Raw genomic sequence first — 19,981 nt, forward strand, 5'->3', positions numbered from 1 at the left:
CATCAAACCGAGCAAAAAGCTGATGTCGACCCCTTGGCATGTTCTGGGCGCCGGCAGCCTCGGCACCTTGTGGGCCACCCGTCTGGCACGGGCCTCAGTGCCGGTCAGGCTGATCGTACGAGACGCGGCACGCCTGCAGGCCTATCAGGCGGCGGGCGGGCTGACGCTGGTCGAGCACGGCGAAGCGCAACTGTACCCGGTGCCCGGCGAAACAGCCGACAGCGACGGGCCGATCAGCCGTTTGCTGGTGGCCTGCAAAGCCTACGATGCCGTAACAGCCGTGGCCCGGCTCGCCCACCGCCTGACCCCGGATGCCGAACTGATCCTGCTGCAAAACGGCCTTGGCAGCCAGGACGCCGTCGCCGCGCAAGTCCCGCATGCCCGCTGCATCTTCGCCTCCAGTACCGAAGGCGCGTTTCGCGATGGCGACTGGCGTGTGGTGTTTGCCGGTCATGGTTACACCTGGCTGGGAGATGCTGGCCATCCGGTGGCACCGTTCTGGCTGGAGGATTTGAGCGACGCCGGCATTCCCCATGAGTGGAGCACCGACATTCTCACGAGGCTATGGCGCAAGCTGGCGCTCAATTGTGCGATCAACCCGTTGACCGTCCTGCACGAATGCCGCAACGGCGGTTTGCAGCAGCATCAGTGCGAAGTGGCCACCCTGTGCGCCGAACTCACCGAACTGCTGGAGCGCTGCGGCCAGCCGGCAGCGGCCGAAAACCTCCAGGAGGAAGTCGAACGGGTGATCAAGGCTACCGCGACCAATTTCTCCTCGATGTACCAGGACGTCGCGAATCAGCGCCGCACCGAAATCAGCTACCTGTTGGGCCATGCCTGCAAAGTTGCCTCGCGGCATCAGTTGAACCTGCCCCACCTCAATCAATTGCAGCAGCGCTTGATCGCTCATCTGCGCAGCCTTGGATTGCCCAGCGACTGAGCAGCGGCTACGCTGGCCACTTGTTCCTTTCCAGCGATGAACCTGATGCCATTGCGCCAGCGCCTAGAAAACCTTCCAGTCGGCCAGAAACTGCTGGCCGCCCTGCTGGTGCTGTTGACCACCGTTTTACTGGTCGCCAACCTGACCTTTATCAGCGCCGCGTATTACATCTCCCAGGAAAGCATGGCCCCCCAGGCCCTGCAGACCATCGGCCGACTGGTGTCCAACCCGAGCCTGGTGTCCGACGCCCTGAAGTCGCCGCAAAACGCCGAACGCCTGCTCAACGAACTCAACAGCTATTCACCGCTGCGTGCGGCGGCCCTCTACGACGGCACGGGTGTGCGCCTGGCGGAGCTGCAACACGGCGACACGCTGAGCCTGCCAGAGCACTACCGGCACCTCGAAGCCTGGCAAGCCACGGAGTTTCGCAGCAATCAAGTGATCACCCTGCCCCGCCCCGGCACCGCTCCGGGGCATCTGCTACTGGTGGCCAGCAGCGAATTGCCGATGGCGTTCTACACCGGGACCCTGACCGCCAGCCTGGGGATTCTGATTTTCAGCGTGCTGTTGTGGCTGGTGATCGCCCGGCAGATCAAACGCCTGATTACCCGCCCCATCCATCAGCTCGAAGAGCTGTCCCGGCAAGTCACCCGGGAAGAGAACTACGCCCTGCGCGCGTCTCGCGGCAACCACGACGAAATCGGCAGCCTCGCCGAAGCGTTCAATACCATGCTCTCGCGCATCGAAGCCCGGGAACAGCAGCTCAAGCGTGCCCGCGACGATTCCCAGGCAGCTTACGACCAGGCCCAGGGGCTGGCCGAAGAAACCCGTCACACCAACCGTAAGCTGGAACTGGAAGTTCAGGTGCGGAGCAAGATCGAGAAAAAACTCACCGGTTTCCAGAACTACCTCAACAGCATCATCGACTCCATGCCATCGGCACTGATCGCCCTCGACGAGCAGCTTTACGTGACCCAATGGAATCAGGAGGCCAGCGCCCTGTCCGGCACGCGCCTGGACGAAGCCTTGAACCAGCCGATCTTCCTCGCCTTCAAACCCCTCAAGCCATTCCTGCCGCAGCTCAAGCAAACCGTCGAGCAGCATACGGTGGCCAAGATCGAACGCGTTACCTGGTCCAAGGACGACGACCCCCGGCATTACGCCCTGACGTTCTACCCGTTGATGGGCGGCGCCGGGCGTGGCGTGGTCATCCGGATCGACGACATCACCCAGCGCCTGTCCCTGGAAGAAATGATGGTGCAGTCGGAAAAAATGCTCTCGGTCGGCGGCCTCGCCGCCGGTATGGCCCATGAGATCAACAACCCGCTGGGCGCGATCCTGCACAACGTCCAGAACATTCGTCGACGTCTGTCCCCCGACCTGCCGAAGAACCTCGAACAGGCCGAGCAAATGGGCATCGAACTGGAAACGGTGAATAAGTACCTGAAAGCGCGTGAAGTACCGCAGCTGCTCGACGGCATTCAGCAGGCTGGCGCCCGGGCGGCGAAGATCGTGACCCACATGCTCAGCTTCAGCCGCCGCAGCACTCGGCAAATGGCGCCGTGCGACCTGCCGGCGCTGATCGATCAAGCGGTAGAAATCGCCGGCAACGACTTCGACCTGGCCATTGGCTTCGACTTCAAGGGCCAGGCGATCATTCGCCAGTTCGATCCGGCACTGGGCCCGGTACCCGGCACCGCCAACGAACTGGAACAGGTGCTGCTCAACCTGCTGAAAAACGCCGCGCAAGCCATTCACCAGCGCGCAGACGACCGCGAACCGGGGCGGATCATTCTGCGTACAAAACTGAATCCGCCGTGGGCGGAAATCCAGGTCGAGGACAACGGCATCGGCATGAGCGAAAGCGTGCGCAAACGCACGTTCGAACCGTTCTTCACCACCAAGGAAATCGGTCAGGGCACCGGCCTTGGGCTCTCAGTCTCGTATTTCATCATCACCAACAACCATAAAGGCCAGATGGAAGTGCAATCGACGCTGGGCCAAGGCACCTGTTTCACCTTGCGCCTGCCGTTGTCGGGCACTGCGGTGAACTCTCAAGAACTCAATCAGCTGTCGAGGTAACCATGGGCTTTCGTTTGTCGAAGATTTACACCCGCACCGGCGACAAAGGCGAAACCGGGCTTGGCGACGGTCGCCGGGTGCCCAAGGACCATCCGCGAATCGAGGCTATTGGCGAAGTCGATACGCTGAACAGCCAGGTGGGCGTGCTGTTGGCCGGATTGGCGGCGCAAAGTGGCGAGTTTCCCGGGCTTAGTGAAGTGATCGAGGTGTTGGCGCCCTGCCAGCACCGGTTGTTCGACCTCGGTGGCGAACTGGCGATGCCTGCATATCAGGCACTGAACACGGCAGAAATCGAACGGCTGGAAGCGGCCATTGATGTGTGGAATGAAGAGCTGGGGCCGCTGGAGAATTTCATTCTGCCCGGCGGTTCGGCGCTGATTGCCCAGGCCCACGTGTGCCGCAGCCTGGCGCGCAGTGCCGAACGCCGCTGTCAGCAGTTGAATGCGATTGAACCGTTGGCCGGGGTTGGCCTGGCGTATATCAATCGGTTGTCGGATTTGTTGTTTGTGGCGGCGCGGTTGATTGCCAGGCGACAGGGGATTGCCGAGATTCTTTGGCAAGCGGCGGCGAAACCTTCCAACTGATCGTTCCCACGCTCCGCGTGGGAATGCCTCCCCGGACGCTCTGCGTCCGATCTTGGGACGCGGAGCGTCCCTTGCTAAATTCCCACGCGGAGCGTGGGAACGATCAGGTGCTAGGCCTCAGGCCAGAATGCCCGAATCCCCGCCACACCCTGCGCCCCCGCCTCCCAGGCTTTCTGCCGCTCTGCCGGGCCAACACCACCCAGCAAAAACACCGGTTTGCTGAAGCCTTCGATCAGGGTCGACGCCTGTTCCCAACCCAATGGCTGAGCATCCGGGTGCGTCTGGGTCGGTTGCACCGGCGACAGGGTCACAAAGTCCACGCCCATCTGCTCGGCCAACGCCAGTTCTTCAGCGTTGTGGCAGGACGCCGCCAACCAGCGCGACGCCGGTAGCGGTCGGCCGGCCGCCGCGTACTTGCGCAACTGCGCGGCAGTGATATGCCAACCGGCGGACGGGAAGTCCCCCAGCCATTCAAACGGCCCCTTGATCATCAACTGCGCCTTGCCGGCACACAGCCCCGCCGCGTCCACCGCCAGATCGCGGTATTGCGGGTCGTAGCCGTTGGGTGCACGCAACTGAATCAGCTTGATGCCGCCAGCGATGGCTTTCTGGATACCGCGCAGCAAGGCCGGGGTTTCCAGACCGTCCGGGGTGATCAGGTATTCGCCGGGCAAGCGTGCTGCAGCGACGATCGGTTGGTTGGCGGCCGGAAATTCGTAGTCCAGCAGCTCCCGCGCGGTCACCCAGGCCAAAGGCTGACCTTCGGCACCATGGGGTTCGCCGGTAAACGCCGAGACTTCCCAGACATCCAGCAACACCTGCTTGTCCGGGTAGTCGTGGCGAACCTTTATCATCGGTCGCGCGGTATTGACCACGATGCCCAACTCTTCGTGAAGCTCGCGGGCCAGGGCGGTTTCGACGGATTCGTTATCCTCGACCTTGCCACCGGGGAACTCCCACAAGCCGCCCTGATGCTGAGTGTCGGCACGCCGGGCGATGAGGATCTTGCCGTTGCTATCGCGGATCACCGCAGCGGCCACGTGTACTCGTTTCACTGACCCACCTCCTCCAGACCCGCCTTCTGCCAGGCCTTGAAAGCTGGCCATTGGTAAAGGGTTTCGACGTAGTCTGCATCGACCTCGGGCAGCTTCACTTGATAGGTGCGCAGGCGGACGGCGATCGGTGCGAAAAACGCATCGGCCAGGGTCGCGCCACCGAACAGGTACGGGCCGGCTTCAGTCGAGGCCGCACGACATTCAGCCCACAACGCCAGCATGCGCTCGATCTCGGCCTGCACGTCAGGCGGAGTCGGCGACAGCGGCGCATTGTGGCTCAGGTCGAACGGCATGTTGCCGCGCATGGCGAAGAAACCGCTGTGCATCTGCGCGCAGGCCGAACGTGCCTGGGCACGGGCGGCGGTGTCTTTGGGCCAGAGGCCGGCGTCGGGGAATTGCTCGGCCAGGTACTCGGCAATCGCCAACGAATCGGCGATGGTGCCGTGTTCGCTTTTCAGCAGCGGGACTTTCCCGGTCGGCGAATGCTTGAGCACGCGCGCGCGGGTGTCCGGCTGGTTCAGCTTGATCAGTTCTTCGGTGTAGGACGCGCCAGTCAGGTCGAGGGCCAGCGCGGCGCGCAGGGACCAGGAAGAATGCAGTTTGTCGCCGATGATCAGGTGGAGGCTCATGTTCGGGCGCCTTTTGGTAAGAGTACAAGCCAGATTTTTTAGCGTCTGGTGGTCCGTCTTCGCGGGCAAGTCGGACCGCCGCACCGCTCGCTCCTACAGGAGCGAGGCTTTTTTTCTTACGTACGGTACTCGGCGTTGATCTTCACGTATTCGTGGGACAGGTCGGTGGTCCAGATGGTTTCGCTGCAATCGCCGCGACCCAGCTCGATGCGGATGGTGATCTCTTCCTGCTGCATCACCGCCGCGCCCTGGGCTTCGGTGTAGGTGGCAGCGCGCGCGCCACGGCTGGCGATGCACACCTCGCCAAGGAATACGTCGATCTTGCTCACGTCCAGGTTTGGCACACCGGCACGGCCCACGGCGGCCAGGATGCGGCCCCAGTTCGGATCGGAGGCGAACAGCGCAGTCTTGATCAGCGGCGAGTGGGCCACGGTGTAACCGACGTCCAGGCATTCCTGATGATTGCCGCCGCCGTTGACTTCAACGGTGACGAACTTGGTCGCGCCTTCGCCGTCGCGCACGATGGCCTGGGCCACGTCCATGCACACTTCGAATACGGCCTGCTTCAGCTTGGCGAACAGTTCACCACTGGCGGAGGTGATTTCCGGCAGCGCTGCCTGACCGGTGGCGATCAGCATGCAGCAGTCGTTGGTCGAGGTGTCGCCGTCGATGGTGATGCGGTTGAACGACTTGTTGGCGCCGTCCAGCAACAGGTTTTGCAGCACCTCTCGGGAGACTTTGGCGTCGGTGGCGATGTAACCGAGCATGGTCGCCATGTTCGGGCGAATCATGCCCGCGCCTTTGCTGATGCCGGTGACGGTGATGATCACGCCGTCATGCTGGAACTGACGGCTGGCGCCCTTGGGCAGGGTGTCGGTGGTCATGATGCCGGTGGCGGCGGCTTCCCAGTTGTTCACCGACAGGTCATCGAGGGCCGCTTGCAACGCGCCTTCGATTTTCTCGACCGGCAGCGGTTCGCCGATTACACCGGTGGAGTACGGCAGCACCAGGCTGGCATCAACGCCGGTCAGCTCAGCCAGCTTGGCGCAGGTGCGCTCAGCGGCCACCAGGCCAGGTTCGCCGGTACCGGCGTTGGCATTGCCGGTGTTGGTCAGCAAGTAACGTACCGGGCCTTGCACGCGTTGCTTGGCCAGGATCACGGGAGCGGCGCAAAAGGCGTTCAGGGTGAACACGCCCGCCACTGTGGAACCTTCGGCACAGCGCATGACCACGACATCCTTGCGCCCCGGGCGCTTGATACCGGCCGAGGCGATACCGAGTTCAAAACCGGCAACCGGGTGCAACGTTGGCAAAGGACCAAGACCAACAGCCATGAATGCGCTCCTTAAAAATGTTGTCTGCACCGTCATTGCGATGGACGGTGGTTTAAATGGCAAAACGCCGCGACGGCATAAGCCGGTCGCGGCGCGGGTATTTCAGCGTTTGAAACGGGTTTTACTGGATCTGCCCGTGGCAATGCTTGAACTTCTTGCCCGAACCGCAGTAGCACAGCTCGTTGCGGCCCAGCTTCTGCTCGTTGCGTACCGGTGCGGTGGCGAGAGCTACATCGATCTCTTCACCCAACACTTCCGGTTGCTCCAGGCCAGGCGCTTCGTCGTGCTGGAACTGCATGCGCGCAGCCAGCGCCTCGGCTTCCTGACGCAGGCGCGCCTCTTCTTCGATCGGGTCTTCGCGGCGCACCTGAACGTGCGACAGCACACGGATCGAGTCGCGCTTGATCGAATCCAGCAGCTCGGAGAACAAGGTGAAGGACTCGCGCTTGTACTCTTGCTTCGGGTTCTTCTGCGCATAACCACGCAAGTGGATGCCGTGACGCAGGTGATCCATGGTCGACAGGTGGTCTTTCCACAGGTCGTCGAGCACGCGCAGCACGATTTGCTTCTCGAAGGTGCGCAGTGCTTCGGCACCGGCCTGGTCTTCTTTCTCGTTGTACGCGGTGATCAGTTCGTTCAGCAGCTTCTCGCGCAGGGTTTCTTCGTACAGGTGGTCGTCTTCGTCGAGCCATTGCTGGATCGGCAGCGCCACACCGAAGTCGCTCTGCAACGCCGCTTCCAGACCGGACACGTCCCACTGCTCAGGCAGCGATTGTGGCGGAATGTGCGCGCTGACGGTTGCGTTGAGCACGTCCTGACGGAAATCGGCGATGGTTTCGCCAATGTTGTCGGCGGCCAACAAACTGTTACGCATGTGATAGATCACTTTACGTTGTTCGTTGTTGACGTCGTCGAACTCGAGCAGCTGTTTACGGATGTCGAAGTTGCGACCTTCAACCTTGCGCTGAGCCTTCTCGATGGCGTTGGTCACCATGCGGTGCTCGATCGCTTCACCGGACTGCATGCCCAGCGCCTTCATGAAGTTCTTCACCCGGTCAGAGGCGAAGATGCGCATCAGGCTGTCTTCCAGCGACAGGTAGAAACGGCTGGAACCGGCGTCGCCCTGACGACCGGCACGACCACGCAACTGGTTGTCGATACGGCGCGATTCGTGACGCTCGGAAGCGATCACCTGCAAGCCACCCGACTCCAGCACTTGCTGGTGACGTTTCTGCCAGTCGGCCTTGATCTGCGCAATCTGCTCAGGGGTCGGGTCTTCCAGCGAAGCCACTTCCACTTCCCAGTTACCGCCCAACAGGATGTCGGTACCACGACCGGCCATGTTGGTGGCGATGGTCAGTGCGCCCGGGCGACCGGCCTGGGCGATGATTTCGGCTTCTTTTTCGTGGAACTTGGCGTTCAGGACCTTGTGTTCGATGCCTTCCTTCTGGAGCAGGCCGGACATGTGCTCGGACGTTTCGATGGTGGCGGTACCCACCAGCACCGGACGGCCCTGAGCCATGCACTCCTTGATGTCGCCGATGATCGCCGCGTATTTCTCTTCAGCGGTCAGGAACACCAGGTCGTTGTAGTCTTTACGCGCCAACGGCTTGTTCGGCGGGATGACCATGACCTGCAGGCCATAGATCTGATGGAATTCGAACGCTTCGGTGTCCGCGGTACCGGTCATGCCGGACAGCTTGTTGTACAGACGGAAGTAGTTCTGGAACGTGGTCGACGCCAGGGTCTGGCTCTCGGCCTGGATGTTCAGGTTTTCCTTGGCTTCGATGGCCTGGTGCAGACCTTCGGACAAACGGCGACCCGGCATGGTACGGCCGGTGTGTTCGTCGACCAGCACAACCTGACCGTCCTGCACGATGTACTCGATGTTGCGATTGAACAGTTTGTGCGCACGCAGGCCGGCATAGACGTGAGTCAGCAGGCCCAGGTTATGCGCCGAGTACAGGCTCTCGCCTTCAGCCAGCAGGCCGATGCGGGTGAGCATGTCTTCGATGAACTGGTGACCGGCTTCGTTGAGTTCGACCTGACGGGTCTTCTCGTCAACGGTGTAGTGGCCGGCCTTGGTGACTTCGCCTTCGACTTCTTCGACGTGCAATTCAAGCTGCGGGATCAGTTTGTTGATCTCGATGTACAGCTTGGAGCTGTCCTCGGCCTGACCGGAGATGATCAGCGGGGTACGGGCTTCGTCGATGAGGATGGAGTCGACTTCGTCGATCACGGCAAAATTGAGTTCGCGCTGGAATTTTTCTTCCATGCTGAACGCCATGTTGTCGCGCAGGTAGTCGAAACCGAATTCGTTGTTGGTGCCGTAGGTGATGTCGGCGGCGTAAGCGGCGCGCTTCTCTTCCGGCGGCTGGAACGGGGTGACCACACCGACCGTCATGCCGAGGAATTCGTAGAGCGGACGCATCCAGTTGGCGTCACGGCGGGCCAGGTAGTCGTTCACCGTCACAACGTGCACGCCCTTGCCGGACAGCGCGTTGAGGTAAACACCCAGTGTTGCCACCAGGGTCTTGCCTTCACCGGTACGCATTTCCGCGATCATGCCTTCATGCAAGGTCATGCCGCCGATCAGCTGGACATCGAAGTGGCGCATACCCATGACGCGCTTACCGGCTTCGCGGGCGACCGCAAAGGCTTCTGGCAACAGCTTGTCGAGGGTTTCCCCTTTGGCGAGACGGGCCTTGAACTCGTTGGTCTTGGCACGCAATTGATCGTCCGAAAGGGCCACCATTTGCTCTTCGAAGGCATTGACGAGCTGCACCGTCTTGAGCATGCGTTTGACTTCACGCTCGTTCTTGCTTCCAAAAAGTTTCTTTAACAAAGGCGCAAACATATCGGCAGGATCTTCCACACTAAAGGGATGGAGGGCGGCCCCGTGAGTCGCCCGTGCAGCCCTCATGGCCGCATGCGAACGAGCATTCTACCCGGAAACGATGGTGAGGAAAGTGGCGTTATTCCACGATGCATGCACTGCGCTGTGACGGGGCTCACTTAAAATAAGGGCTTTTTGCTGAACTTCAACCCATCGAGGGTACAAGTTACTCGTTGATTTAATGGGTAAAGCGCTCGTAAAGCAATGGGTCGGGGTCAGCGGGTGCTTTCTGTTACCATGGCCGTTCTGTTACTTCAGGTGTTCGATCATGGCATTTCGCCCTCTCACGGCCAGAGCACCCGCCGTTCTGCTTCGCGAAGCCAAACCGCTGAAAGCCATCTTTGGCCACGCTCAACGCCTGGGTCATTTACAACGTCTGGTGGAAAGCCAGCTGCAACCGGCCGCCCGCGAGCATTGCCATGTGGCGTCGTGGCGCGAAGGCAGTTTATTGCTGATTGTCACCGACGGCCACTGGGCCACCCGCCTGCGCTACCAGCAAAAGCGTCTGCAACGCCAGTTACAGCTGTTCGACGAGTTCGCCAGCCTGACGCGGATTCTGTTCAAGGTGCAGCCACCGACCGTTCAGCAAGGAGCGGCTGGGCATACCATGGATTTGTCGACGGATGCGGCGGCGACCATTCAGGCGACGGCTGACGGGATCAGCGATCCGAATTTAAGGGCCGCGCTGGAGCGCCTTGCGGCGCACGCCAAACCCAAGGCATGACATAGAACCCATGCGGGAGCAGGCTCGCTCCCACATTTTGATTGCCCACTTGTCAGCGGCGTTTGCTACCACCGAGCAATGACCCCATCAACCCGCGCACCAATTGTCGGCCCAACTGGTTTGCCGCCTGTCGCATCGCCGATTTAAGCGCCTGTCCTGCCGCCGTACCGAGGAATTCCCCGGCCTGTTCGGTGAAACTCGGCTCTTCGGGTGCAGGTTTGCCCGGCGCGGTTTCAGGCTCCGGCGCCAACCCCTTGCGTCCCATCAGCACTTCATAAGCCGATTCGCGATCGACCGGTTTGTCATATCGCCCTTTAAACGGCGAACCGGCAATCAGCACGGTGCGTTCGGTCTCGGTCAGCGGCCCGATCCGCGATTGCGGCGGTGCGACCAATACACGCTGGACCATCCCCGGCGTGCCCTTGTCCTGCAAGGTGCCGACCAACGCCTCGCCGATGCCCAGTTCAGTCAACACCGACAAGGCGTCAAATGCCGGGTTCGGCCGGAAGCCCTCGGCCACTGCACGCAGGGATTTCTGCTCTTTGGCGGTAAACGCGCGCAAGCCATGCTGAACACGCAGGCCCAACTGAGCCAGCACATCATCCGGCAAGTCGCCCGGCGATTGGGTGACGAAATACACGCCCACGCCTTTCGAACGGATCAGACGGACAACCTGTTCCAGGCGATCCTGCAACGCCTTGGGCGTACCGGCAAACAACAAGTGCGCCTCGTCGAAAAACAGCGCCAGCAACGGTTTCTCGGCATCACCGCGCTCCGGCAGTTGCTCGAACAATTCGGCCAGCAACCACAGCAGGAACGTCGCATAGACCTTCGGCGCTTCGTGCACCAGACGGCTGGCGTCGAGCAAGTGGATGCGCCCGCGACCGTCCATCGCCGGTTGCAAAATATCTTCCAGTTGCAGTGCCGGCTCGCCGAACAATGCCTCAGCGCCCTGCTGTTCCAGCGTCGCCAAACGGCGCAGCAGTGCCTGGCTGGAACCGGTGGTCATCAGCGCCGCGTCATCGCCCAGCAATTCGGGGTTATCCCGCAGGTGATTGAGCAGCGCCTTCAAATCTTTCAGATCCAGCAGCAACAGCCCTTCGCGGTCGGCCACCTTGAATGCGGCATAAAGTGCCGATTGCTGACTGTCGGTCAGCTCCAGCAGGCTGCCGAGCAGCAACGGTCCCATTTCGCTCAAGGTGGTGCGCAATGGATGACCGGACTGACCGTGAATGTCCCACAGGGTCACCGGATACGCCTGAGGCTTATGGTTCAGCCAGGGCATGCCGGCGATCCGCTCCGCGACCTTGCCTTGAGGGTTGCCGGCGGCGCCCAGGCCACACAAGTCGCCTTTGATGTCCGCCGCGAACACGGCCACGCCTGCATCGCTGAACGCTTCGGCCAGGCGCTGCAACGTGACGGTTTTACCGGTCCCGGTAGCGCCCGCTACCAAACCGTGACGGTTCGCCAGGCGCATGGCCTGGGCGATTGGCTGGCCCGCGAGGTCAGCGCCGATAACGAGTTGCGATGAGTCAGGCATTTTGTCACCAATGGTTAATCTTTGATCCTTCACGGCCGATAAAAAAGACTGAAAAGCGTCGGTAATCCCCCTAAGGAGAGGACGGAAATATCAGCTTGATTTCAACACTGCCCATTTTGCGTGCCTTTATAAAAGCACGCCCTGGACATTAAGACCTTAGCGGAACCACAAGCCATGAACAAAAACCTGCGCTTCAGCCATAAAATACTGCTTGCCGCCGCCCTGATCGTAATCGCCGCATTCGCCTCGTTCACGCTGTACAACGACTATTTGCAGCGTAATGCGATACGCCGCGACCTGGACAACTACCTGAAAGAAATGGGTAACGTCACCGCCAAAAACATTCAGACCTGGCTGGCGGGTCGTAGCCTGTTGATCGAAAACCTGTCACAGACCGTTGCCCTGAACGCCGAGACGGATAACGTCGCCAAACTGCTGGAACAGAAGGCTGTCACATCGACCTTCATGGGCGCCTACCTGGGCAACAAGGATGGCACCTTCATCATCCACCCTGACAGCAAGTTGCCCGACGGCTATGACCCTCGCGTCCGCCCTTGGTACAAGAGCGCGCAAAGCACCAGCGGTTCTGCCTTGACCGAACCTTATATCGACCTGGCGTCTGGCCAGTTGGTGATTTCCATCGTCGACAGCGTCCTCAAGGACGGTCAGAACATCGGCGTGGTCGGCGGCGACCTGAGCCTGCAAGTAATCACCGACAGCCTCAACGCGCTGGATTTCGACGGCATGGGCTATGCGTTCCTGGTCAGCGCCGACGGCAAGATCCTGGTTCACCCGGACAAAGCGCTGGCGATGAAAAACCTCAAGGACGTCTACCCACAAGACACACCCGTCATCGGTAATAAGCCGAGCGAGATCGAAGTTGACGGCAAAACCCGCATCGTGACCTTCACCCCGATCAAGGGTCTGTCCTCGGTCAACTGGTACATCGGCCTGTCAGTAGATAAAGACAAAGCCTTCTCCAGGCTCAGCGAATTCCGCGCTTCGGCGATCATCGCGACCGTGATTGCCGTGGCCATCATCATCGCCCTGCTCGGCATGCTGATCCGCCTGCTGATCCAGCCGCTGCACGTCATGACCCGCGCCATGGAAGACATCGCCGACGGCGAAGGCGACCTGACCAAACGCCTGACCATCCAGAATCAGGACGAATTCGGCATCCTAGGCAAGGCGTTCAACCGTTTCGTGGAACGGATTCACACGTCGATCCGCGAAGTGTCCTCGGCCACCGGCCAGGTCAACGAAGTGGCCTTGCGGGTGGTGGCGGCCTCGAACTCGTCGATGTTCAATTCCGACCAACAAGCTTCGCGCACCAGCAGCGTCGCCGCGGCCATCAACCAGCTCGGCGCCGCCGCTCAGGAAATCGCCCGTAACGCAGCCCAAGCGTCGAATCAGGCCAGCGATGCCCGCAGCCTGGCCGAAGACGGCCAGCAAGTGGTGGATCGCAGCATTGCGGCGATGAATCAGCTGTCGAGCATGCTCAGCGCTTCGAGCACCAACATCGAATCGCTGAACAGCAAAACCGTAAACATCGGGCAGATTCTCGAAGTGATCACCAGCATCTCCCAGCAAACCAACCTGCTGGCGCTCAACGCAGCCATCGAAGCGGCGCGGGCCGGTGAAGCCGGGCGCGGTTTTGCCGTGGTGGCCGACGAGGTGCGCAACCTGGCGCACCGCACGCAGGAATCGGCGCAACAGGTGCAGACCATGATCGAGGAGCTGCAAGTCGGCGCGCGCGAATCCGTCAGCACCATGAGCGACAGCCAGCGCCACAGCCAGGACAGCGTGGAAATCGCCAACCTGGCCGGCGAGCGTCTGAACAGCGTGACGTTGCGCATCGGCGAAATCGACAGCATGAACCAGTCGGTGGCCACGGCGACCGAGGAACAGACGGCGGTGGTCGAGTCGATCAACGTCGACATCACCGAGATCAACACGCTGAACCAGGAAGGCGTGGAAAACCTGCAATCGACCTTGCGGGCGTGCTCGGACCTTGAGCAACAGGCTTCGCGATTGAAGCAGTTGGTGGGTAGTTTCCGTATTTAGTGTCTGATCACCGACACTGTGGCGAGGGAGCTTGCTCCCGCTGGGTCGCGAAGCGACCCCAAAATCGGGATTGAAGGTGTGCCAGATTGAACACACCGGCTGATTTTACGACTGCTTCGCAGCCGAGCGGGACGGTGCGGCGTTCCGACAAGCTCCCTCGCCACACAACTGTCCAAAGCCCTTGGCTTCGCCGCAAAACCCCAACCGAACATCTATCCTTCATATAGGTCAACCAAAGGGAGAACAACGGACCCGGAGGGATGTTCATCGTGCATATCGCTGACATAACCATGTTCTACGCCCCTGCCAGCGGTGGCGTGCGCACGTATCTGGATGCCAAGCACCGTCGCCTGGGCAGCAAGCCGGGCATTTGTCACAGCCTGTTGATCCCCGGGGCTCACTTGAGTGAACAGGATGGCGTTTACACGGTTCCGGCCCCGGCCCTGCCTTTCGGCAAGGGTTATCGTTTCCCCCTCCGTCTCGCGCCGTGGCGCAATGTTCTGCAGGATTTACAGCCTGACTTGATCGAAGTCGGCGACCCTTACCTGACTGCCTGGGCGGCTTTGGACGCCAAGCGGCAACTCGATGTGCCGGTAATCGGTTTTTATCACTCCGACCTGCCGATGCTGGTCAGCAATCGCATGGGCAATTGGGTTACACCCAATGTCGAAGCGTATGTCAGCAAGCTCTACGGCAACTTCGACCGGGTTCTGGCGCCAAGCCATATCATGGCCGACAAACTGATCGGGCTGGGGGTGAAGAACGTTTTCGTACAACCCCTGGGCGTCGACCTGCAAACGTTCAATCCCAATGCATGGGATCCAGACCTGCGGGCCGAATTGGGCATCGATGAAAATACTCACCTGCTGATCTTCGCCGGCCGTGGTTCCAAGGAAAAAAACCTGCCGGTGCTGCTCAACTGCATGAAACGCCTGGGTCGTCGCTACCACTTGCTGCTGGTGGGCTCGTCGATGCCGACCCTGGTGCCGCGCAATGTCACGGTCCTCGATGAATTCTGCCCGGTAGCGCAAATCGCGCGCCTGATGGCCAGTGCCGATGCGCTGGTGCATGCCGGCGATCAGGAAACCTTTGGCCTGGTGGTCCTCGAAGCCATGGCCAGTGGTATTCCGGTGGTGGCTGTGGCGGCCGGGGCTTTTCAGGAGATTGTCACCGATCAATGCGGCCTGCTCTGCGCGCCGAACAATCCAGTGGCGATGGCCAATGCCGTTCGCGAGCTGTTCAGCCAAGGCAGCGCCGCGTTGGGCAAACAGGCCCGCCGGCATGTCGAGCGGCATTACGCCTGGGACGCGGTGGTCGACAGCCTGTTGGGGCACTATCACGCCGTACTCGGCACTCAATGGCCGCTGATCGCCAATGGCTGAGCCCATGAACCCACCCAGTCTGTTGTTGGTGCTGCACGACGTTGCGCCGCAAACCTGGCCCGATTACCAGGCCTTCGTCGACGCCGTCGACGCGCTGGCTGAAGTGCCGATGACCTGGTTGGTGGTGCCGAACTTCCATAAACATAACGAACTGGACGCCTATCCGGCATTTCGTCGTGTGCTGAGCCGTCGTGTCGCTCGCGGCGACGAACTGGCACTGCACGGTTACTACCATTGCGATGAAGGGCCGATTCCCACCACTCCCCGAGACTGGTTCATGCGCCGGATCTACACCCACGAAGGCGAGTTCTACGACCTGCCTCTGGAAGCCGCCCTCGCCCGCCTGCACGCCGGAATCGAAATGTTCCATCGCTACGACTGGCCGCTCCAAGGCTTCGTCGCCCCGGCCTGGCTGATGAGCGAGGGCACCCGTCAGGCGTTGCGCCAGTTGCCGCTGCGCTACACCAGCGACTCGCAGCATCTGTATCGTCTGCCGGATTTCACCGCGTTCGATGCCCCAGGCCTGGTCTGGAGCGCGCGCAGTGCCTGGCGCCGTGGTCTGTCGAAAATCGTCAGCAATCAGCGCGAACAGCGCTGGCACCAGGCGCCGGTAATTCGCCTCGGCCTGCACCCGGTGGACATGCGCCATGAGTTCTCGCGTCATTATTGGCTGCAACTCCTCAAGCGCTTGCTCGACGAGGGCCGTGTGCCGATGACCAAGGCCAACTGGCTGGCACAGCAACGCGACCTCATTGGTCGCGCCGCATGAGCCGCGGGATTCTGCTGGTCGTCGCCCTGCTCGCTGCAGTGCTCATCCCGTCGTTGCTGGGCGGCGGCGAGACATGGTCACGGCTGCAACGCTTCCCGCTGGAATGGCTGCTGATCATGTTCGGCATGATCCTGTTGTGCTGGATGCTTAACACCCTGCGCTTGCGCCTGTTGCTGGGCGATCAGCGTGACAAGGTGAGCCGCCTCAAAAGCCTCGGGGTGGTGATGTCCGCCGAATTTGCCTACTGCGCCACCCCCGGCGGCAGCGGCGGACCGCTGACCATCATGGCCCTGTTGGCGCGCCATGGCGTGCGGCCAGCCAGGGGCAGCGCCGTGTTCGCCATGGACCAGTTGAGCGACTTGCTGTTTTTTCTCTGCGCACTGTGCGGGATTCTGATTTATGCACTGTTCCAGCACCTCAGTCAGCGCATGGAGTGGCTACTGACCGTCAGCGCCATCTCGATGTTCAGCGGGTTGTTCAGTTGCGCGGTGGTGGCTCGCTACCACCGTACGCTGATTCGCCTGAGCGGTCGGTTGCTCGCCCGCCTCAATGTCAAAGAAGCCACTCGGCTTCGCTGGGCACGAAAGCTCCTGCACTTCCTGGCGGCGTTCACTGACACACTGAAGTTACCCTTTCAGACGTTGATCACGGTGTTTGCCCTGACCTGCCTGCATTGGGCCTTGCGGTATAGCGTGATGTATCTGGCGTTGCGCGGGCTGGGCGTGGATTTGCAGTGGGCCTGGTGCTTTCTGATCCAGATGCTGTCATTGAGTGCGGGGCAATTCAGCCTGTTGCCGGGCGGTGCCGGGGCGGCGGAATTGACGTCGGCGGCGCTGCTGGCGCCCATGGTGGGGAAATCCACCGCGGCGGCGGCGATTCTGATCTGGCGGACAGTGACCTATTACTTCTATCTGGTGGTCGGTGGCCCAGTGTTTTTGCTGATGCTCGGGCGGCCATTGCTGAAGAAGTTGATGAAGTTCAAGCAAGCTTGAACGAACTTTTCAGGCACCCCCGGCTGAATCGTCGGAATCGTCCTGCAACTGCTCCCACAACTCGGCGGCGCCGGGAAACTCCGTGCCGTCTTCGGGGCTCAGGTCATCCGGGTCGTAGCGGCTCAAACAGCCCTCACCCAATGTGGCGGGCGCCTTGGAAACGGCTTTGTCCAGCGGATCGGCCATGGTCATGTCCTCAGTGCAGAAACGGCGAAGGGCCTGAAGCGATTGAACGCCCAGGCCCTTCGGATTTCAACCGTATGGCTGTCAGAACACGACGGTTTTGTTGCCGTGCACCAACACCCGGTCTTCCAGGTGATAACGCAGACCACGGGCCAGCACCATTTTCTCGACGTCACGGCCGAAGCGCACCATGTCTTCAATGCTGTCGCTGTGGCTGACACGCACCACGTCTTGCTCGATGATCGGACCGGCGTCCAGCTCTTCGGTTACATAGTGACAAGTGGCACCGATCAACTTCACACCGCGCATCGAAGCCTGATGATACGGCTTGGCGCCAACGAACGACGGCAGGAAGCTGTGGTGAATGTTGATGACTTTGTGGGCATATTCGCTGCACAAGTCGGGCGGCAGAATCTGCATGTAACGGGCGAGTACCACCACTTCGGCGTCGTGCTGTTTGACCAGGCGCGAGACTTCGGCGAAAGCCGGTTCCTTGTTCTGCGGGTTGACCGGTACATGGTAGTAAGGAATACCGTGCCACTCGACCATGCTGCGCAGATCGTCATGGTTGGAAATCACGCAGGCGATTTCGCAGTCCAGTTCGTCGCTGTGCCAACGGTGCAACAAGTCAGCCAGGCAATGGGACTCACGGCTGGCCATCAACACCACGCGCTTCTTCTGCTCGGTGTCGGTGATGCGCCAGTCCATCGAGAACTCTTGGGCAATCGGTGCAAACGCTTCGCGAAAGGCTTCGATACCGAAAGGCAGCGAATCGGCACGAATTTCGTGACGCATGAAGAACCAGCCACTGAGATTGTCCGAGTGATGGCTCGCTTCAGTGATCCAGCCGTTATGTGACGCCAGAAAGTTACTGACTTTAGCAACGATGCCGACGCGGTCCGGGCAAGCAATCACCAGCCGAAAAGTGCGCATGAGGGGGAAACTCCAGAACTTCGCAAAGGCCGCCATTCTAGCGATTGCGCAGCAAAACTGCAGTATTGATGACGCGCGGCCGCTGATTGCGGTCAGCGGTACAGGTTCCGGCGGTGCCATACGCCACTGCATGGTGCTCTAGTAGCCAGTCTTCAAGAGGTTAACTGTGAATATTTGTGACGCTATTTAACTGTCTCTCCAATGTGTGTCCTATTCACCGCTACTAATTTAAGTAAAACTTCGGTTAAATGTTTACTTGATGAAACACCCTGACTATTATTGTCGCACTGTCACCCTGTCATCCAGCGCCAACATAAGGTAGTCCTCATGTCCTTGATCAACGAATATCGCGCCACCGAAGAAGCTATCAAAGAGCTGCAAGCCCGTTTGAAGAACCTGTCCCAAGACGACAAACTGCAAACCGAGCTGGAATTCGAAGGCAAATTGCGCACCCTGATGGGCGAATACTCCAAATCCCTGCGTGACATCATTGCCCTATTGGATCCAGAGTCCAAAACCAAGGCTCCACGTGGCGGCGCAGTAAAAACTACTGGCACCAAGCGTGCTCGCAAAGTTAAACAATACAAAAACCCGCACAACGGCGAAGTCATCGAAACCAAAGGTGGCAACCACAAAACTCTGAAAGAGTGGAAAGCCAAGTGGGGCGGTGACGTGGTTGAAGGCTGGGCTACCCTGCTGGGCTAAGCCGCAAGCGCGTCGCAGACTGATCCGCGACCAAAGGAACGCCAGCAAATGCTGGCGTTTTTTTATGCCCGGAATTCAATTGCAAGTCATTTTCGTTTTCAAAGATTCAAACGTTTGCGTAATGCCTGGACATGAATCTGCCATTCATCCAGAACCTCTTGCTGAAACGATGTAGGACTAATCGTCAATTGGGCGGCAGCTGTCAGAAAACTTTCCAGCGTATTGGGAGCGCCCCACTCCGGCACGGACAAACGTTGCTGACAGAATATTCGCCAGCGCTCTTGCTCTTCCAGGCTCAACGTATCGGGAAAGTTGCGTGCGCGATAACGAAACAATAATTCGGGCAAGCGTTCATCATCGAAAGGCCACTGCTCTTGTGCTAATTGCGCAGGGTCGGCGGCTCTGACTTGCTCACATAGACGCCGATCCCGATCGCCGATAAAACCATCGTATAACTGTTGCTCGGGGTCCAGGCTCGCGGCGAAATCCTCGCGGGCATAAATTCCCGACACTTTATCTTGCCAAAGTTGTTGTGCGGCACTTAGCCGCAGCGCCCGTTCCTGATAGAGCGCCATGTCCAGCCCCAAACGTTGCTGATCTTCGGGACGAAGTACCGATAACGGTGCCACGACCGGGCACTTGTTGATGTGTATGAGCTTGAGCGGCACCGGCAGTTCGCCTTCGGCCAGATCGTCACGGCGGGTATAAAGCCGCTGACGCAAGGCTTCGGTATCCAGATCGAGCAGCCCCTGAGGGTCCAGGTGCAGGTCACAGACAATCAGCGCGTTGCGATTGCGTGGATGCCAGGCCAGTGGCAGTACTACGCCGACATAATGGCGGGCCGCCGAAAAGCGTCCGGAAATGTGCACCATCGGCTGCAACAGCCGAATCTGGTCCATCACCTTTTGTTTACTGCGCAACTGAAACAGCCAGTCATACAACTTCGGCTGTTTTTCGCGAATCAGACGCGCCAGGGCGATGGTGGCGCGAACATCCGACAGCGCCTCGTGCGCATTTCCGTGATCGATGCCGTTGGCGGCGGTCAGGCGTTCGAGCTTGAGCGTCACCCGCCCTTCGTCATCCGTGGGCCAGACGAAGCCATCGGGACGCAACGCATAAGCCGCACGCACGATGTCGATCAGGTCCCAGCGGCTGTTGCCGCCCTGCCA

Annotated in this window: 17 protein-coding genes and 1 pseudogene; 10 read left to right on the forward strand and 8 right to left on the reverse strand. The window is 60.2% G+C overall.

The genetic code is table 11. The annotated features are described in order from the left end of the window. Positions 1-22: 22 nt before the first annotated feature. From PMI21_RS27145 to PMI21_RS27135, 3 genes are read left to right on the forward strand one after another with little or no spacing between them, the layout of a single operon-like run. Positions 23-940 (forward strand): putative 2-dehydropantoate 2-reductase, encoded by a 918-nt coding sequence (locus PMI21_RS27145; RefSeq protein ID WP_007933290.1) that lies wholly within the window; start codon positions 23-25, stop codon positions 938-940. A gap of 45 nt (positions 941-985) precedes the next feature. Continuing rightward, positions 986-3,022 carry a sensor histidine kinase gene (locus PMI21_RS27140; protein WP_033063774.1) on the forward strand — a complete coding sequence of 679 codons (2,037 nt, stop codon included), beginning with the start codon at positions 986-988 and terminating at the stop codon, positions 3,020-3,022. Positions 3,023-3,024: 2 nt separating this feature from the next. Further along, positions 3,025-3,606: a cob(I)yrinic acid a,c-diamide adenosyltransferase gene (locus PMI21_RS27135; protein ID WP_007933293.1), complete on the forward strand. Its 582-nt coding sequence runs from the start codon at positions 3,025-3,027 to the stop codon at positions 3,604-3,606. Between the two features lie 110 nt (positions 3,607-3,716). Here PMI21_RS27135 and PMI21_RS27130 read toward each other — a convergent pair whose 3' ends face one another. From PMI21_RS27130 to secA, 4 genes are all read right to left on the reverse strand, one after another. Continuing rightward, positions 3,717-4,661, reverse strand: coding sequence for a Nudix family hydrolase (locus PMI21_RS27130; protein ID WP_007933295.1), 945 nt, complete (start codon positions 4,659-4,661; stop codon positions 3,717-3,719). Beyond that, on the reverse strand, positions 4,658-5,290 hold the full coding sequence (locus PMI21_RS27125) for a glutathione S-transferase family protein (protein ID WP_007933297.1): 633 nt from the start codon (positions 5,288-5,290) through the stop codon (positions 4,658-4,660). The genes PMI21_RS27130 and PMI21_RS27125 overlap by 4 nt, the downstream gene beginning before the upstream one ends. A 116-nt stretch (positions 5,291-5,406) precedes the next feature. Beyond that, positions 5,407-6,624 carry a bifunctional glutamate N-acetyltransferase/amino-acid acetyltransferase ArgJ gene (gene argJ, locus PMI21_RS27120; protein ID WP_007933300.1) on the reverse strand — a complete coding sequence of 406 codons (1,218 nt, stop codon included), beginning with the start codon at positions 6,622-6,624 and terminating at the stop codon, positions 5,407-5,409. A 121-nt stretch (positions 6,625-6,745) separates the two neighbouring features. Beyond that, positions 6,746-9,481 (reverse strand): preprotein translocase subunit SecA, encoded by a 2,736-nt coding sequence (gene secA / locus PMI21_RS27115; protein ID WP_033063773.1) that lies wholly within the window; start codon positions 9,479-9,481, stop codon positions 6,746-6,748. Between the two features lie 307 nt (positions 9,482-9,788). Between secA and PMI21_RS27110 the strand changes: the two genes are divergently transcribed. Further along, positions 9,789-10,244: a DUF721 domain-containing protein gene (locus PMI21_RS27110; protein ID WP_007933304.1), complete on the forward strand. Its 456-nt coding sequence runs from the start codon at positions 9,789-9,791 to the stop codon at positions 10,242-10,244. Positions 10,245-10,296: 52 nt separating this feature from the next. On the opposite strand, the gene PMI21_RS27105 is transcribed toward PMI21_RS27110, so the two are convergent. Continuing rightward, positions 10,297-11,784, reverse strand: coding sequence for a helicase HerA-like domain-containing protein (locus PMI21_RS27105; protein ID WP_007933307.1), 1,488 nt, complete (start codon positions 11,782-11,784; stop codon positions 10,297-10,299). 174 nt (positions 11,785-11,958) lie between these two features. On the opposite strand from PMI21_RS27105, the pseudogene PMI21_RS30080 reads away from it, so the two are divergent. The 5 genes and pseudogenes from PMI21_RS30080 to PMI21_RS27085 form a co-directional block, all read left to right on the forward strand. Continuing rightward, positions 11,959-12,990: pseudogene (locus PMI21_RS30080) on the forward strand (HAMP domain-containing protein); the annotation flags it as partial. A gap of 93 nt (positions 12,991-13,083) precedes the next feature. Then, the gene (locus tag PMI21_RS30085; protein ID WP_443200751.1) at positions 13,084-13,848 is read left to right on the forward strand and encodes a methyl-accepting chemotaxis protein; all 765 of its coding nucleotides are present in this window, start codon (positions 13,084-13,086) and stop codon (positions 13,846-13,848) included. Positions 13,849-14,108: 260 nt separating this feature from the next. Then, a complete protein-coding gene (locus PMI21_RS27095; protein ID WP_007933311.1) occupies positions 14,109-15,230 on the forward strand; it encodes a glycosyltransferase family 4 protein in 1,122 nt (373 codons plus the stop codon). After that, positions 15,223-15,999, forward strand: a complete 777-nt coding sequence (locus tag PMI21_RS27090) for a DUF2334 domain-containing protein (RefSeq protein ID WP_007933312.1) — start codon at positions 15,223-15,225, stop codon at positions 15,997-15,999. The genes PMI21_RS27095 and PMI21_RS27090 overlap by 8 nt, the downstream gene beginning before the upstream one ends. After that, complete coding sequence (locus PMI21_RS27085; protein WP_007933313.1) at positions 15,996-16,991, forward strand: lysylphosphatidylglycerol synthase transmembrane domain-containing protein; 996 nt, start codon at positions 15,996-15,998, stop codon at positions 16,989-16,991. The genes PMI21_RS27090 and PMI21_RS27085 overlap by 4 nt, the downstream gene beginning before the upstream one ends. 9 nt (positions 16,992-17,000) lie before the next feature. On the opposite strand, the gene PMI21_RS29400 is transcribed toward PMI21_RS27085, so the two are convergent. Both PMI21_RS29400 and purU read right to left on the reverse strand, forming a co-directional pair. Continuing rightward, positions 17,001-17,183, reverse strand: coding sequence for a hypothetical protein (locus PMI21_RS29400; protein ID WP_157214282.1), 183 nt, complete (start codon positions 17,181-17,183; stop codon positions 17,001-17,003). Positions 17,184-17,258: 75 nt separating this feature from the next. After that, complete coding sequence (purU, locus tag PMI21_RS27080) at positions 17,259-18,107, reverse strand: formyltetrahydrofolate deformylase (RefSeq protein WP_007933315.1); 849 nt, start codon at positions 18,105-18,107, stop codon at positions 17,259-17,261. A gap of 327 nt (positions 18,108-18,434) precedes the next feature. Here purU and mvaT point away from each other — a divergent pair, with 327 nt between their 5' ends. Then, positions 18,435-18,812 (forward strand): histone-like nucleoid-structuring protein MvaT, encoded by a 378-nt coding sequence (gene mvaT / locus PMI21_RS27075; RefSeq protein WP_007933316.1) that lies wholly within the window; start codon positions 18,435-18,437, stop codon positions 18,810-18,812. A gap of 98 nt (positions 18,813-18,910) precedes the next feature. Here mvaT and sbcB read toward each other — a convergent pair. Beyond that, positions 18,911-19,981, reverse strand: a 1,071-nt coding sequence (sbcB, locus tag PMI21_RS27070) for an exodeoxyribonuclease I (RefSeq protein ID WP_007933317.1), incomplete at its 5' end; no start/stop codon positions are given.

Origin of the sequence: Pseudomonas sp. GM18, from assembly GCF_000282195.1 — a bacterium.
Classification (GTDB): Bacteria; Pseudomonadota; Gammaproteobacteria; order Pseudomonadales; family Pseudomonadaceae; genus Aquipseudomonas.